Source organism: Sphaerotilus sp. (assembly GCF_013299175.1).
Taxonomy (GTDB): Bacteria; Pseudomonadota; Gammaproteobacteria; order Burkholderiales; family Burkholderiaceae_C; genus Sphaerotilus.
In genome coordinates this window covers 1-15,120 of sequence record NZ_JAAFKF010000091.1, presented here as the reverse complement: position 1 = coordinate 15,120, position 15,120 = coordinate 1, and the positions used below count along the sequence as shown (strand labels likewise).

Annotated in this window: 18 protein-coding genes; 8 read left to right on the top strand and 10 right to left on the bottom strand. The window is 64.4% G+C overall.

Annotation, left to right across the window (positions count from 1 at the left end):
- From QZW52_RS14770 to otnI, 5 genes are all read left to right on the top strand, one after another.
- Window positions 1-887, top strand: an 887-nt coding sequence (locus QZW52_RS14770; protein WP_294000203.1) for an ATP-binding cassette domain-containing protein, incomplete at its 5' end; no start/stop codon positions are given.
- Between the two features lie 215 nt (window positions 888-1,102).
- A complete protein-coding gene (locus QZW52_RS14765; RefSeq protein ID WP_294000202.1) occupies window positions 1,103-2,377 on the top strand; it encodes a glycosyltransferase family 2 protein in 1,275 nt (424 codons plus the stop codon).
- 75 nt (window positions 2,378-2,452) lie between these two features.
- A complete protein-coding gene (locus tag QZW52_RS14760) occupies window positions 2,453-3,106 on the top strand; it encodes a class II aldolase/adducin family protein (RefSeq protein WP_294000200.1) in 654 nt (217 codons plus the stop codon).
- A 49-nt stretch (window positions 3,107-3,155) separates the two neighbouring features.
- Window positions 3,156-4,166 carry an alpha/beta fold hydrolase gene (locus QZW52_RS14755; protein WP_294000198.1) on the top strand — a complete coding sequence of 337 codons (1,011 nt, stop codon included), beginning with the start codon at window positions 3,156-3,158 and terminating at the stop codon, window positions 4,164-4,166.
- A 16-nt stretch (window positions 4,167-4,182) separates the two neighbouring features.
- Window positions 4,183-5,022, top strand: a complete 840-nt coding sequence (otnI, locus tag QZW52_RS14750; RefSeq protein ID WP_294000196.1) for a 2-oxo-tetronate isomerase — start codon at window positions 4,183-4,185, stop codon at window positions 5,020-5,022.
- Here the strand turns inward: otnI and QZW52_RS14745 are convergent.
- Both QZW52_RS14745 and QZW52_RS14740 read right to left on the bottom strand, forming a co-directional pair.
- Window positions 5,008-5,898 carry a pirin family protein gene (locus QZW52_RS14745; RefSeq protein ID WP_294000194.1) on the bottom strand — a complete coding sequence of 297 codons (891 nt, stop codon included), beginning with the start codon at window positions 5,896-5,898 and terminating at the stop codon, window positions 5,008-5,010. The two genes, otnI and QZW52_RS14745, sit on opposite strands and share 15 nt — an antisense overlap.
- Window positions 5,899-5,957: 59 nt before the next feature.
- Window positions 5,958-6,557 carry an FMN-dependent NADH-azoreductase gene (locus QZW52_RS14740; RefSeq protein ID WP_294000191.1) on the bottom strand — a complete coding sequence of 200 codons (600 nt, stop codon included), beginning with the start codon at window positions 6,555-6,557 and terminating at the stop codon, window positions 5,958-5,960.
- Window positions 6,558-6,658: 101 nt separating this feature from the next.
- Here QZW52_RS14740 and QZW52_RS14735 point away from each other — a divergent pair, with 101 nt between their 5' ends.
- Window positions 6,659-7,576 (top strand): LysR family transcriptional regulator, encoded by a 918-nt coding sequence (locus QZW52_RS14735; protein WP_294000189.1) that lies wholly within the window; start codon window positions 6,659-6,661, stop codon window positions 7,574-7,576.
- On the opposite strand, the gene QZW52_RS14730 is transcribed toward QZW52_RS14735, so the two are convergent.
- The 3 genes from QZW52_RS14730 to QZW52_RS14720 all read right to left on the bottom strand — a co-directional run bounded on the left by QZW52_RS14730 (window position 7,569) and on the right by QZW52_RS14720 (window position 9,924).
- Window positions 7,569-8,834: a globin domain-containing protein gene (locus QZW52_RS14730; RefSeq protein ID WP_294000188.1), complete on the bottom strand. Its 1,266-nt coding sequence runs from the start codon at window positions 8,832-8,834 to the stop codon at window positions 7,569-7,571. The genes QZW52_RS14735 and QZW52_RS14730 overlap by 8 nt on opposite strands.
- 81 nt (window positions 8,835-8,915) lie before the next feature.
- The gene (locus QZW52_RS14725) at window positions 8,916-9,422 is read right to left on the bottom strand and encodes an RrF2 family transcriptional regulator (protein ID WP_294000186.1); all 507 of its coding nucleotides are present in this window, start codon (window positions 9,420-9,422) and stop codon (window positions 8,916-8,918) included.
- A gap of 13 nt (window positions 9,423-9,435) precedes the next feature.
- The gene (locus QZW52_RS14720) at window positions 9,436-9,924 is read right to left on the bottom strand and encodes a CreA family protein (protein WP_294000184.1); all 489 of its coding nucleotides are present in this window, start codon (window positions 9,922-9,924) and stop codon (window positions 9,436-9,438) included.
- A gap of 11 nt (window positions 9,925-9,935) precedes the next feature.
- Here QZW52_RS14720 and QZW52_RS14715 point away from each other — a divergent pair, with 11 nt between their 5' ends.
- Window positions 9,936-10,889: a hydroxymethylglutaryl-CoA lyase gene (locus tag QZW52_RS14715; RefSeq protein ID WP_434738345.1), complete on the top strand. Its 954-nt coding sequence runs from the start codon at window positions 9,936-9,938 to the stop codon at window positions 10,887-10,889.
- 322 nt (window positions 10,890-11,211) lie between these two features.
- Window positions 11,212-11,631 carry a glycoside hydrolase family 125 protein gene (locus QZW52_RS14710; protein WP_434738346.1) on the top strand — a complete coding sequence of 140 codons (420 nt, stop codon included), beginning with the start codon at window positions 11,212-11,214 and terminating at the stop codon, window positions 11,629-11,631.
- Between the two features lie 28 nt (window positions 11,632-11,659).
- Here the strand turns inward: QZW52_RS14710 and QZW52_RS14705 are convergent, their stop codons facing one another.
- The 5 genes from QZW52_RS14705 to QZW52_RS14685 all read right to left on the bottom strand — a co-directional run.
- Complete coding sequence (locus QZW52_RS14705; protein ID WP_294000182.1) at window positions 11,660-12,361, bottom strand: LNS2 domain-containing protein; 702 nt, start codon at window positions 12,359-12,361, stop codon at window positions 11,660-11,662.
- Between the two features lie 115 nt (window positions 12,362-12,476).
- The gene (locus QZW52_RS14700; protein ID WP_294000181.1) at window positions 12,477-13,517 is read right to left on the bottom strand and encodes an alpha/beta hydrolase; all 1,041 of its coding nucleotides are present in this window, start codon (window positions 13,515-13,517) and stop codon (window positions 12,477-12,479) included.
- Between the two features lie 43 nt (window positions 13,518-13,560).
- The gene (locus tag QZW52_RS14695; RefSeq protein WP_294000180.1) at window positions 13,561-14,139 is read right to left on the bottom strand and encodes an N-acetylmuramoyl-L-alanine amidase; all 579 of its coding nucleotides are present in this window, start codon (window positions 14,137-14,139) and stop codon (window positions 13,561-13,563) included.
- An 84-nt stretch (window positions 14,140-14,223) separates the two neighbouring features.
- Window positions 14,224-14,802 carry a hypothetical protein gene (locus QZW52_RS14690; RefSeq protein WP_294000178.1) on the bottom strand — a complete coding sequence of 193 codons (579 nt, stop codon included), beginning with the start codon at window positions 14,800-14,802 and terminating at the stop codon, window positions 14,224-14,226.
- A 98-nt stretch (window positions 14,803-14,900) separates the two neighbouring features.
- The coding region (locus QZW52_RS14685; protein ID WP_294000177.1) for an IclR family transcriptional regulator domain-containing protein at window positions 14,901-15,120 on the bottom strand (220 nt) is incomplete at its 5' end.

Below are 15,120 nucleotides of genomic sequence, written 5' to 3'. Positions count from 1 at the left end.
GCGGCCACATCCAGGAGGGCAAGGGCCTGTCGATCGGCTACTTCGCGCAGCAGGAACTCGACGTGCTGCGGCTGGAAGAAGGCCCGCTGGAGCACATGGTCCGGCTGGCGCGCGATGTCGGCCCGGCAGCGCGCGAGCAGGAGTTGCGCGACTTCCTCGGCCGTTTCCGCTTCACCGGGGCGATGGTGGGCCAGGAGGTCGGCTCGCTGTCCGGTGGGGAAAAGGCGCGCCTCGTGCTGGCGATGCTGGTGTGGCAGCGCCCCAACCTGCTGCTGATGGACGAGCCGACCAACCACCTGGACCTGACCACCCGCGAGGCGCTGAGCATGGCGCTGAACGAGTACGAGGGCACGGTGATGCTGGTCAGCCACGACCGGGCCTTGCTGCGCGAGGTGTGCGACGAGTTCTGGCTGGTGACGGGGGGCGAGGTGCGGCCGTTCGACGGGGATCTGGACGACTACCAGAAGTGGCTGATGGAGCAGAGCAAGGAGATCGCCAAGCGCGCCCGCGAGGAAGACCGGGCGATGCAGGCCAAGCCGGTCGCTGCACCCGCTCCCGCCATCGTGGCCCCCGTGGTGGTGGTGCCGACACCCACCGCGCCCGCGTCCGGCAGCCGGGACGACCGCAAGGCCCAGACCGCCGCGCGCATGAAGCTTGCCGAACAGACCAAGCCGCTGAAAAAGGAACAGCAGCAGGCCGAACAGGCGCTGGAAGCCGCTCAGCAGGACCACGCCCGCGTGCTGGCTGCGCTGGGGGACACGGGCTTGTCACCGGCGGCACGTGCCGAGCAGGGCCGCAAGCTCAAGGAACTCGACGACCGGATCGCGGCACTGGAGTTGCAGTGGCTGGCGCTGGGCGAGCAGATCGAGGCGATGGGCACGGCCTGACGCACAGCGGCACCGGGCACGCGCCGGCCTGTCTGCATGTCTGTGCGAAGTGCAAGAACTGAAGCTTTTGCCCACCAGCTCCGGTGTGGCACAGGCATGGCAGACTGGTTTCGCCTGGATTTTGCATCCGCCGCACCACAGGCGTCGTTATCATGAATTCCAAAGAATTGGTCAAAGAAACAATCAAGTTTCAGCCGATTTCGAGGAATTTCACTGTGCCAGAAGTCTCCATCATCCTGCCGACCTACAACCGTGTCGATGTGATCGGCCGTGCAGTCGCCAGCATCTTGCGGCAGTCCCACCAGGACTGGGAGCTGATCGTGATCGACGATGGCTCCACCGATGGCACCATCGAGCGGCTGGACGGGCTGGACGGCCGCATCCGCTGTCTCCGCCAGGCCAACCAGGGCGTTGCCGCGGCGCGCAACGCCGGCCTGCGCGCGGCGCGCGGGCGTTACTTCGCGTTCATGGACTCGGATGACGAGTGGCGCCCGCAGTTTCTCGCCCTCACCACCGCCTTTCTGCGCGCCCATCCGGACGCGCAGTGGGTCGCCACCGAGTCCCACGAAGACCTGGGCGACGGCGCGCCCCCCATCCACCACAGCCGCCACGACATCGGCCACCTCTACCTCGGTTTTGCCCGCGCGATTGGCTCGCGCGCGCTGGAGCTGCCCGCCGGCGAGGAGGACGACTACCTGCGCGTCTACGCACGCCGCACGCCCATCGGTGCGTGGGGCCGCCCGGCGCTGGACGCCATGGGGCTGCCGGACGCCGTGGTCTACAGCGGCCACACGCTGCAGCACATGCGCTGGGGCTACCTCAACTGGCTGCCGGCCACGGTCTGCACGCGCCACGCCATCGAGACCGCCGGCGTCTTCTCGGTCGCGCACCGCAGCGCCGAAGACCTGCGCTACTTCACCGTGCTGGCGCAGCACTTCCAGGCCCACCTGATCGCCGTGCCGCTGGCGATCAAGTACGAGCGGGCCAGCGGCAACCAGACGCTCGCGCAGTCCCATCTGGCCACCGGCGCCGGTGCCTACCGCTTCGAACTCAACAAGCTGTCGTGCTTCGATGACACCTTCGGGGCGGTGGCCGGCACCGATCCGGAACTCCGCCTGCTGCGGCGCCACTACTGCCTCGAAGTCGCCCACCGCGCACTGGCGGCCGGCCACCGCGGCGTCGCCATCGCGCACCTGCACCAGGCGGCGGCCTGGCGGCCGATGCTCTGGCGGGCCTGGCCCATGCTGGCGCTGGCGCGGCTGGTGCCGGATGACCAGCGTGCCGCCAGCGTCTACCGGCTGTGGATGCGCAGTGCCGACGTGCTCTCGCGCCTGCTGTCCGGGCGGCTCACGCTGGCGGTGCTGCTGTCCAAGCTGAAGGGCACACCGCAGCAGACACAGCAGGCGCACACAGCCGCCCTCGACACCGACCAGACCGCACTGTCCTTGACGGACTCTGCACTCGCCCCGTTCGAACACCGGGGCGCCTGAGTCGCCGGGCAGAGGGGCATGGCAAACTGACGCGCCAGCCGTCTGCCGACCCATTCACCCACCCGAACCCACGCCATGCCCGACACCGCCCTGCGCGCCGAGATCTGCCGTGTCGGCGCCTCGCTGTTCACCCGTGGCTACGTCCACGCCAGCGCCGGCAACATCAGCGTGCGCACCGACGACGGTGGTTTCCTCATCACGCCGACCGACGCCTGTCTCGGCGCGCTGGAGCCGCAGCGGTTGGCGGCCGTGAACGCGGATGGCGTGCAGACCAGCGGCGACCGCGCCTCGAAAACGCTCGCGTTGCACCGCCGCATCTACGCCGCAGATCCGGAGGCCCGCTGCGTCCTCCACACGCACTCGACCCACCTCGTCGCGCTGACGCTGGCTGGCGTCTGGCACCCGGACGACATCGTGCCCCCGATCACACCGTACTTCGTGATGAAGGTCGGCCACGTCCCGCTGATTCCCTACCACCGCCCCGGTGACCCAGCGGCGGCGGCCCTCGTCGCCGAGCGGATCACGGCCAGCCGCGCCGCCGGCACCCCGCTGCGGGCCGTGATGCTCGACCGCCTCGGCCCCAACGTCTGGCACCGCAGCCCGGCCGAGGCCAGTGCCGTCCTGGAAGAGCTGGAGGAGACGGCGCGGCTGTGGCTGCTGACCCGCCCTGCTCCGCTTTCTGAGGCGCAGATCGACGACCTGCGGCAGCATTTCGGCGCCAACTGGTAACACGGTAACGCGGTAACGCCGACCAACGCCACTCGCTACCCTCCACGCCATGGACCGCCTCCCGTACCCGATCACCAGGGGCCACTGGCTGGCACCCGAAGTGCGGTTCCACACCGGCGAGGTGATGCCGATGCTGTGCATGGCGTACACCACCGCAGGCGACCCGGACGGCGAACCAGTGCTCCTGCTGCACGGCACCAACGGCAGCGCAGCCAGCCTGCTGGCCCCGGCGTTCGCGGGCGCGCTGTTCGGCCCCGGCCAGCCGCTGGACGCCCGCCACCACCGCCTCATCCTGCCCGACGCGATCGGCGCGGGCCGGTCGGCCAAACCCTCCGACGGCCTGCGCACCGCCTTTCCGCGCTACGACTACGGCGACATGGTGGACGCCCAGCACCGGCTGCTGACGGAGCACCTCGGCGTGCGCCACCTGCGGGCAGTGATCGGCTACTCGATGGGCGGAATGCACGCCTGGCTCTGGGCGCAGCGGTATCCGGGCTGCATGGACGCGGTCGTGCCGCTGGCTGCGCTGCCGTCAGCGATGTCGGGCCGCAACTGGATGCTGCGGCGGCTGCTCACCGAGGCGATCCGCAGCGACCCCGAGTGGCATGGCGGCCACTACACCCGGCAGCCGCGCAGCTTCCAGTGGGCATCGGTGTTCTACGGGCTGGCGACCAACGGTGGCCACCAGGGCCTGCAGACGCTGGCGCCGTCCCGAGACCTCGCGGACGTGCTGGTGGCACAGCGCCTGGGCACCCCGCTCATCGGCGATGCCAACGACCACCTCTACCAATGGGACGCCGCCCGCGACTACGACCCCACACCGGACCTAGAGCGCATCGAGGCCGCCGTGCTCGCCATCCACTCCGCGGACGACGAGCGCAACCCGCCCGAGCTGGGCCTGCTCGACGCCGCGATGCAGCGCCTGCGCCACGGCCGCGCCCTGCTCCTCCCAGGCAGCCCCGACACCACGGGCCACAGCACCGTGCTGCAGGCTGCCCTCTGGGCCACAGCGTTCGCCGACTTCCTGGCCCAGGTGCCGCGGCGGACATCCCCCTCCTGACGCGAGACCCCCTGCCATGCCCCGCTTCGCCGCCAACCTGTCGATGCTCTACAACGAGCACGCCTTCCTCGACCGCTTCGCCGCCGCTGCTGCGGATGGCTTCGAGGCCGTCGAATACCTGTTCCCCTATGCCTTCGAGGCGGCCGACATCGCCCGGCGCCTCGCGGACCACGGGCTGCAGCAGGTGCTGTTCAACGCGCCACCGGGCGACTGGGACGCGGGCGAGCGCGGCATCGCCTGCCTGCCAGGACGCGAGGCCGAGTTCCGCGACGGTTTCGAGCGGGCGCTGGCCTACGCCGACGCGCTGGGCTGCCCGCGCGTCCACGCCATGGCCGGTCTGGCACCGCAAGGCGTGGCGCGGTCAGAACTGCAAGCGGTGTACGAAGGCAACCTCGCCTGGGCCGCCGAGCGCGCGGCGGCTGTCGGCCGGAACGTGCTGATCGAGCCGATCAATCCCCGCGACATGCCCGGCTACTTCCTCAACCGCCAGGACGAGGCCCACCGCACCGTGCAGGCGGTCGGCGCCGCCAACCTGCAGGTGCAGTTCGACCTCTACCACTGCCAGATCGTCGAGGGCGACGTGGCGATGAAGTTGCGCCAGCTCTTGCCGACCGGGCGTGTCGGGCACCTGCAGATCGCGGGCGTACCGATGCGCCACGAGCCGGACTTGGGCGAGCTGAACTACCCGTACCTGTTCGACGTGATCGACGAGGTGTCGGCGGCCTGCGGCTGGCAAGGCTGGGTGGGCTGCGAGTACCGACCCGCCCGCGGCGCGGTGGCGGGCGGCACGTCGGACGGGCTGGGCTGGCTGGCCGCGGCCCGCGCAAGTGGCTCAGGCCACTCAAGCCGCCGCTGATTCCCCGAGGCGCCCATCGCGGAAATCGCTCAGCGCCTGGTAGATCTCCTGCTGGCTGTTCATGACGAACGGCCCGTACTGCACGATCGGCTCCTTCAGCGGCTCGCCTGCGATCAGCAGCACCCGTGCATCGGCACCCGCGCCCGCCTCAATGACCACGCCGTCAGCCTCGGCGTCGTTGGCGAGCAGGGCCATGCGCTGCACCGGCACCGCCTGACCGCCGACCGTCACGGCGCCGCGGTAGACGTAGACAAACGCATTGCGGCTCGCCGGTAGCGGCTGGACGAAGCGGGCGCCGGCCGGCAGGTGGACATCCAGGTACAGCGGCGCGGTCGCCTCCCGCGTCACCGCGCCGGTCACGCCGTGGCTCTCGCCCGCGATCACCGTCACCGCGACGCCCTCGGGCGTCACGAACTTCGGCAGCTCATCCGCCTTGAAATCGCGGTACCACGGCGCGTTCATCTTGTCGCGCCCCGGCAGGTTCAGCCAGAGCTGGAAGCCTTCCATCACGCCGTGCTCCTGCTGCGGAATCTCGGAGTGGATGACGCCGCGGCCGGCCGTCATCCACTGCACGCCGCCGTTCTCCAGCAGCCCCTCGTGCCCGGCGCTGTCGCGGTGCAGCATCCGCCCGGCGATCATGTACGTCACCGTCTCGAAGCCGCGGTGCGGGTGGTCGGGGAAGCCGGCGAGGTAGTCGTCCGGCTGGTCGCTGCCGAACGCATCCAGCATCAGGAAGGGATCGAGCCGGCGCTGCAGCGACTGCGTGAGCACGCGGGTCAGCTTGACGCCCGCGCCGTCGGAGGTCGCCATGCCAGTGACCAGCCGCTCCACGCGGCGCGGGTTCCGGATGGTGGGGGCGGTGGTCGGGTCGGTCATGGTTGTCTCCTGGTGGGACGGGCAGTGTGCGGGTGGGCGGGCGCCGGTCGATCCGTCGATCAGGCCAGCGCGGCGTTCAGGTCGGCTTCGGCTTGCGCAAAACCCTTGGCAGCGGCTTCCGGTCCCATCGCCAGCCCTTCGGCGTAGATGAAACGCACGTCGGTCAAGCCCAGGAAACCCAGCACGCTCTTCAGGTAAGGCACCTGCGAGTCGTTGGGAGTATCGCGGTAGAGGCCACCGCGGGCCAGTGCCAGATACACCGTCTTGCCAGTGAGCAAACCTTCCGGGCCGCTGGCGGTGTAGCGGAAGGTCACGCCGGCGCGGGCGATGGCGTCGATCCAGCTCTTGAGCTGCACCGGCACGCCGAAGTTGTACATCGGCACGCCCAGCACGACCGTGTCGTGGGCCTGGATCTCGGCGATCAGCGCATCGTCGAGGGCGACGCGGGCGGCTTGCTCGGCGCTGCGGTTGGCGGCCGGGGTGAACAGTGCGCCCAGCGCGGCTTCGTCCAGCAGCGGGTGCGGCGTCACGGCCAAGTCACGCAGCGTCAGGGTCGCGCCAGGGTTGGCGGCCTGCAGGCGGGCGGTGACCTGGTTGGCCACGCGGGTCGAATTGGCGCCGTCGCGGCGGGCACTGGCGTTGATCTGGAGGATGTTCATGGCGGTGTCCTGGGTGTGTGCAGAAGTGGAAGGGATGACTGCACTTTAGGCGTCATCAATCCACCGTGGAATCCGTCGAAATGGATATGATTGTTCCAATCATGGAACAATTCAAGCACTCCACCGACGCCGCGATCGACCCGAACGACCTGCTCATCTTCGCCCGCGTGGCCGAGCTGGGCAGCTTCAGCCGTGCCGCCGACCAGCTCGGTTTGCCCAAATCGACCGTCTCGCGCCGGCTGGCACTGCTGGAGCAACGGGTCGGCGAGCGCCTGCTGCTGCGCACGACGCGGCGCCAGACGCTCACCGAGTTTGGCCAGCAACTGCTCGAACACGCCCAGCAGGTCGCCGCCGAAGTCGCCGCCGTCACCGCGCTGAGCGCACACCGGCAGGCCGAACCGAGCGGCCGGCTGCGGGTGTCAATGCCCAGCGACTTCGCGAACTTGCTGCTGGTCGATGCGCTGGCGGCGTTTGTCGCGCTGCACCCGGCCATCGCGCTGGAGCTGGATCTCTCGGCGCGGCGGGTCGATCTGCTGGGCGAGGGCTTTGATCTGGCAGTGCGGATCGGCGATCTGCCGGACGACAACCTGCTCGCGGCGCGGCGGCTGACGGCGTTCGCGTCGGGCTTGTACGCCGCGCCCGACTATCTGGCCGAGCGCGGCGAGCCGCAGGAACCCGCCGATCTGGCCGCCCACGATGCCGTGCGCCACCTGGGCAGCAGCGGCGAGCCGCTCGCCTGGACGCTGCTGCGCGGCGCGGAACGCTGGCAAGGCGTGCCACCGGGGCGCATCGGGGGCAATTCGCCGGAACTGCTGATCCGGCTGGCGCGGGCCGGGGCGGGGATTGCCGCAGTGCCGGACTACTTCGCCCAGGCGGATGTGCGGCAGGGGCGGCTGCGGCGGGTGTTGCCGCAGTGGTGCTTGCCGAGTCCGACCGCGTGGGTGGTGTTTCCGGGCCGGCGGTTGATGCCAGCCAAGACGCGGGTGTTCATCGACATGCTGCTGGCGGCCCTCACATGAGGCTGTCGAGCAGGTCCGGGCCGAACACCTCGCGGTGGATGCGCCCGGTGGCCACGTTCAGGCCCAGCAGGGTCTGCCACTGCGTGCGCATGAACGCCTGCGGGCCGCACAGGTAGAAGTCCGCCTCACCCAGCCCGTCGGGCAGGCAGCGCGCCAGCGCAGCACGCAGGTCAAGCCGCCCGATGCGGTCGAAATCGACGTGCAGCCGGTCTTCCGCCAGCGGATGCTCGTAACAGACCAGCGTGTGCAGCGTCGGCAGGTGCCGCCGCGCCGCCACGAGGTCGGCCCGCAGCGCATGGTGGCGCCCCGAGCGGGCCGCGTGCAGGAACACCACCGGCCGCGTCGTCTGCGTCTTGTGCATGGCCAGTGTGTTGAGCACCGACACCATCGGCGTCACCCCCACACCCGCCGACACCAGCACCAGCGGCGCATCGCCCGCCAGTTCGGGGTGGAAATCGCCAAACGCCGGGCTGCAGCACAGCGTCATGCCCACCCGTGCGTGCGTGTGCAGCCAATTCGACACGCGACCCGGCACGCCTGCCGCCAACCCCGCCTCGCGCTTGACCGTGAGGCGCCACCACGGCTGGTCCGGTGCATCCGACAGGCTGTATTGGCGCAACTGACGCAACGGGGGCAACGGGGGCAGGCCACCGCCTGCCCCTTCTTCGGGCAGCGTCACCTCGACGCTGGTGTACTGCCCCGGCCGGAACGCACCGGGCGAGCCGCCTTCGGGCGTCTGCAGCCAGATCGACAGCGCCTCGTCACCCTCGCGCTCCAGGCGGTTGATGACCAGCGACTGCAACGCGCCCGGCGTGGTGCCGACCGTCTGGTAGAGCCGCGCCTCGGCCGCGATCAGCTCGCCGGCCAGCAGCCAGTACGCCTCGTCCCAGGCCGCCAGCAGTGCCGGCGTGGCCGCGTCGCCCAGCACCTCGGCGATGGCGCCCAGCAGGTGCCGGCCGACGATCGGGTAATGCGCCGGGCGGATGCCGACGGCGGCGTGCTTGTGGACGATGCGCGTCATCACGGGCGCCAGTGCCGCGGCGTTGTCGATGTTGGCGGCATAGGCCAGCACGGCGGCAGCCAGCGATTGCTGCTGCGCCCCGCTGGCCTGGTTGCCCTGGTTGAACAGGTGGCGCAGTTCGGGATGGGCCGCGAACATGCGGCGATAGAAGTGGCTGGTCAGGGCCAGCCCGTGTTCGCGCAGCACAGGCACGCTGGCGTCGATGTAGGGGCGGGCGGTGGCGGTCAGCGTCAGCATGCAAGTGTCCTTGGCTCAATAAGATTCACAAGTCATGAATCTTATTGAAGTTGCCCAATAAGATCAACAATCAATGCATCTTTAAAGATCCGAGACAGGAATGGCCATGGCAGCAGGCAGGATCGGGATGACCATGGCGGGGAGTCCATCGATCCCCAGCACCTCGGCGGCCATCTCCGGCGACGCCACGGTGTCGGCCAGCGTCATGGCGTCGAGTTCGGCAAAAAACGCCTCGACCGCCCGGCGCAGCCCGTGCTTGAGCTGACAGGAGCGCACGATCACGCAGGTTGAAACCTCTCCGGGCGCGTGGCATTCGACCAGCGCGAAGTCTTGCTCGGCCAGGCGCACGATCTCGCCGATGGAGATGGCCGCGGGTTCGCGCCCCAGCCGCAGGCCGCCGGTGCGTCCGCGGGTGGCCTCGATCAGCCCGTGCTGGCTGAACTCGTTGACGATCTTCATCAGGTGGCTGCGCGAGATGCCGTAGGCGCGGGCCATGCGCTCGATCGTGATCTTCTCGCCATCGCCGTGGTGGACGGCGAGGTACATCATCACCCGCAGCGCGTAGTCGGTGTAGACCGTCAGCCTCATGGCACGTTCACGTTCACTTGACCGGAATCGGCTTGCCCACCGGCACCGCGGTGATGCTGTTCTTCGGCGAGCCGTCGAGCAGCTTTTCCGAGTAGGTCATGTAGACCAGCGACTGCCGCTTCGCATCGACCACGCGCACGATGCGCAACCGCTTGAACAGGATGGACAGGCGCTCGCTGAACACCTCGTCCTGCTGCGGCAGCGGCTGCTTGATGTGGATGTCGCCGACCTGGCGGCAGGCGATGGAGGCGTCCGACTTGTCGGTGGCGAGCCCCACAGCGCCGGTGATGCCGCCAGTCTTGGCGCGCGAGACGAAGCAGGTGACACCGTCCACCAGCGGGTCGTCGTAGGCTTCGATGACGATCTTGTGGTTCGGGCCAATCAGCTTGAAGGCGGTGCTGACTTCGCCGAGGGTCTCGGCGCGCACGGGTGAGGCGACGGCCGCCACCAGCACGAGGCTGGACAGGAGACCGCGGGCGAGGAAGGAGGTGGGATTGTGCATGGGGCGAGATGATGAACGAAAATCGTGACGCCATGCACGCCCACCCCAAAGCCCCTGCCCTGCCCGCCGCACCTGCGGTCCTCATCAGCGAAGTCGGCCCCCGCGATGGCCTGCAGAGCGTGCGGGCCGTGATGCCCACCGCCCACAAGCTCGCCTGGATCGACGCGCTGCACGCCAGCGGCCTGCGCGAAATCGAGGTCGGCTCGTTTGTCCCCGCCCGCACGCTGCCGCAGATGGCCGATGTCGCCGAGGTCGTGCGCCACGCGATTGCCTTGCCCGGCTGGACGGTGATGGCGCTGGTGCCCAACCTGCGGGGCGCGCAGGCGGCGTTGCAGGCGGGCGTTCACAAGCTGACGATCCCCGCCTCGGCCAGCGAGGCGCATTCGCTCGCCAACGTGCGCCGCAGCCGGGCCGAGATGGTGGCGGTGGTGCGCGAGGTCGTGGCGCTGCGGGATGCGGTGGCGCCGGGGGTGCCGGTCGAGATCGGGATGTCCACGGCCTTCGGCTGCACGCTCCAGGGCGCGGTGCCGGACGACGAGGTGGTCTGGCTGGCCGAGCAGCTCGCGCAGGCGGGCGTGGACGAGATCGGGCTGTCCGACACCACCGGCATGGCCAATCCGGTGCAAGTGCGGCGCTTGTTCCAGCGGGTGCGCGCCGCCATTGGCGACAAGACCGGCTCCGCCCATCTGCACAACACGCGGGGGCTGGGGCTGGCGAACTGTCTGGCGGCGTGGGACGTGGGCGTGCGGACGTTTGACGCGTCGCTGGGCGGGCTGGGCGGCTGCCCTTATGCGCCCGGAGCGTCGGGCAATGTCGTGACCGAGGATCTGGTGTTCATGTTCGAGGCGATGGGCGTGGCCACCGGGGTGGACCTCGGGCGGCTGATCGCGGCACGGGAGGCGCTGAAGGCGGGGCTGCCGGGGGAGGCGCTGTACGGCTTCAACCTATCCTTTGGTATGGCTTAACAACGCCGGATCGCTTCGCAAAACGCTGCGGCTGTCGGCCGCTGATGCTTGGCATTTCGTGAACTATTTGTAAAATTGCGTTACGGACGGTACTCACAAGTTCCGGCGCACGTCAAGGTAGTTGTCGCCTGAGTCATGCAGCGTGCTGCTGAGTATGTTGAGCGCAGACGGCCGTGGTGACCACCTCGTCGCGTTCGGGGTTGAGGGTGACGACGTCGATGTGCGACCAGTCTCTGGTTGCACCCGACCAGCGTGCAGGGTGGCGCTGCCGACCGAGGGGGTACTGCCCTATGAAATCGACGGCTACAGCAATGCGCTCTACATGGACGATGCGAACGTGCCGAGCCTGCTGTCGCTGCCCTACCTGGGCTGCCTGTCCGTGGACGATCCGCGCTACCGCGCCACCCGCGCCTTCGTGCTGAGCGAGGACAACCCGTTTTTCTTCCGCGGCCGGGCGGGGTGCGGGATCGGCGGGCCGCATTGCGGGCTGGGCATGATCTGGCCGATCGCGCTGACGATGCAGGCGATGACCAGCACGGACGACGCCGAGATCCTGCGCTGCCTGGCGATGCTCAAGGCGAGCCATGCCGGGACCGGGTTCATGCACGAGTCGTTTCACCAGGACGATGTGCGGCGGCTCACTCGGCCTTGGTTTGCTTGGGCGAATTCGTTGTTTGGGGAACTGGTGATGACGATGGATGCGCAGCGGCCGCATTTGTTGCTGCATATGCTGCAGACATAACATAAGCCATGGCTAAACGGGTCTGAGCTTAGTTGGCTTCAGCGACCTGGTTATCGATGAACGGCAGATGCTGTGTCCATCCGTCAAGGCAAGCCTTGTAGACGCCGGGCCGGCACTCTGATTCGCCTCGCCTTTTCAACGCGAAGACCCTGTCTGCTGGAATCCCAACCTCCGCATAAGCCTCAAAGTCTGAAGTTGAGTCCCCATAGGCATACGCAATCTTCCAGCCGGACTTACTATACTGCCCAAGAATACCAGCTTTATATTCCTTCGGTTTCGACCTCTGCTCAGTCGTTTGTGCCACATGGAGAGTTCCAGCAGGAAACCCGTTTTTACGGAGCCAATCCGGTAAAATGAATTGTACCAACGGAATTCTCGTTGTGACGTATACAATATCATAGCCCTTTTTCATAAAGGCATTCACCGCACCAGATGCATCTAAGCGCGACTCCCATACATACCAATCGTGCGGAGTGAGTGTTCCATCTATGTCAAATACCACAACTTGGGCTTTATTTTTTGATGCTATCGGGATATCGACTGGCGGTATCAATGCGCATCCAGACAACGTCACAACCAAAATAGTCAAAAATGTATTTTTCATAACGCCCTCCAAAATATATAGATTAATTGTCCGCCATTGGAAAATTATCATTGGCTTTTCCTGCGTTTCAGCCTGTTCCGTGTTTTTGGTCAGCGACCGGCTAGAACCAAGCCCCTTGTGATGCACGTAAAATGTTGATTTCACTACGTTTTTTCGTATAGGAACTGATTTTCAAATGACACCAATTTGGTGCAAAAATGAGAACAGGCTGAAACGCAGGAAGAGCCTAACGATTTTATTTTTATCTTGGAACTGGTCGATCTTCATCCCAATCATTTTGATACTCCGGACGACTTTGGCCCGCGACCAGACTGAGACGCCCTCGATCATTTCGCCGTGTCGTAATGACTTGCCGATCAATCCCACCTTCCAGTGTCAAGGCAAGATCAAGAGCAAATTCCGGATCACCAATATACCATGAATGGTTAAAAGTTCCAGTGAATGTGGATTTTTTAGGGTTTTTTGTTTGGAAATATTTAGAGCAATCCACATTTACTGCCTTAGATGGGACATCCACTGGAAGACCTACTCGACCTGCGCGAGGGGCCACACCAAAACGCTTCGCATTCGAAATGCTGAGCACCTTGTCAAATCCATTTGAATAATTTGTGAGCCTGAATATCCGTTCATACATCGGCCTCGCCCAGTCTGAATCAGCGGCCAACGAGGAACTTGATACATCTCCAGCGATAAAAACCACCTGTCCAATTCGCCACGGCTTGACAAACAGCCCCCCTTTCTTGGTGGAATTTGCAAATGCTTCCATGATCACGTAAGCACCTGTGGAATGCCCCAGAAGATGCACATTAATTGTGCATGATTTGGTTTTCTGATTGGCTGGAAATTGCGCATCAACGATAATTTGAAGAGCCACTTCAACGACGATTCGAGCAACTTCCGAAGCATCGTTTCGATCTTCAATATAATTCAAGACCGAATTATCGCTCGGCCAGTCAAAACCAACGACTAGCCCCTTCCATCCTTGAGATGAAAGTGTCTCCTGCAAGACCCTTGTCCGCCAAAGAACTGTCTCAATGTCGTTGTTGTATCCATGAACGAAGAATAAGATATCGCCTGTCACCCCAGTCACGGCATCTGCGTCATGTGCTGCCGCTGAGACGACCGACTGTGTCCATACTTCCTTCGAAACCGCGTCCACTCGACTGTATTTTTTCTTTGAAGCAGGCACGATGATGAAGGTCGTGCTGCCAGGCTCGGCCAGAAATCGATCTTTTTTGTCAATGTCTCGAGCACATATAAGGAATGTGTTTATGTTTTTCATTGCGACCTCCAACTTTCAGCAACGCACGTTAATGTTAGGAAAGCTATCTCTTTTGATCCATTCCAGTCAATGAAGAAAGAAATTTTTCGGCCTTGCCACAAGCTTCCCAATAATAATGCCAAAAGCCGTTTTGATCATCGAATGGGAACTTCCGCGGGTCAGATCGAGAACCATCCGTGATGATCTGCCGGTGGGTCGTTATATCTGATGCGGCCAAGCCAAAAGAGGATGTGAGCCATGCGCATAGATTTGCAACAGACTTCACCTGCGCATCGGGATAGAGCGGAGTCAGTGAAAGGTGACCATGTTGAGTGATCTCGATACCAACCGTGACTCGATTCACTTCAGCATTCTTGTAGCCACGCCATTGAGTGGCCCGACCTGCGTGATTACAGTAGTATTTTGGAAGATCAGGGTTAAGTTTCCAGATAGAGCCATCTCGCTCGACGGTAAAGTCAACGCTTACCTTTCGGCCATCTGAAGGACTTTGGAGGTAAAGCGTATCATGATGATCTCCTGTTCCAGCGGTATCGTGCAGCACAACACCCAAGATGCCTGTTCTGCCTGCGTTTATATATTGTGCTGGCAATTCAGTCCACAAAGGCTTAGATCGTGCAGTCATTACTTTCTCCGCGAGATTGAATAAAATACACACCAACCCATAAACCACAATTTAACACGATTATTTTTTGATCAATTCAGCCTATTAGCCTGGACTTGAGGCGGGACCATTTGGAGCAACTATGGAATCTGTCGCAGGAAGTACAGGATAGCGGCAAGCCACATGGAGATCATAAAGCGCAGCAAGTCGCTGAGAATTTTTTGTTGCTGACGAATAATGGGATACTGCCAGTTTTATCTCGTTTCTTACTTCGCTATAAGATGAACCCAATCTGGATGCCGATAGCCCTTTTTGCTGAAAAGTAAACTGTGCCGCATTGGCTGCACCAGAAACGCCACCCCATGCTGCAATGACAGACTTTGCCGTCGCGGCTTTGGCGGCAAGTGCCGGCACAACGACTGAACCGGCTATTATTCCTATAGAGGCTATCGTTATTTCACTTCTACCTGATCCGTAGTATTGGTCACGCACAGCAGACATATAGGTATCACAGAGAGCCATTGCGGCACCCCAATCCTTATCGATTGCGGTCTTGACGTCTTTTGAAATTTCATCACTACGCTCTGCATCAGTTAGTTCTGCAAAATTTGCAGTCGGTGCTTTGATTGCCCCGCAACCGTACAGCATCAAAACACCCGCGACTAGAAATGCAATGCGTTTCATTTCAACTTCCTGCAAGTGCTTGAACAATACTTCTCGAATGCCATCCCATCATCCACAACATTGATGATGACTTTCATCTTTGCGTGATGTAGCAAATTTCACCCCCGCCACCCCAACCGCCCCGACACCCCCCTCCCCCGCTCCCTCAACACCCGCACCACCTCCGCCTCCCCCCGCACCTCCAGCGTCGCACTCGGCCCGATCGCCGTCAGCGCCAGCACCATCTGCCCGAAGCCGTCGAACACCGGCGCCGCCACCGCGCTGACCCCCCGCACCGAGCCATCGACCGCGCCGCTCCAACCCTGCGCGCGCACCCGT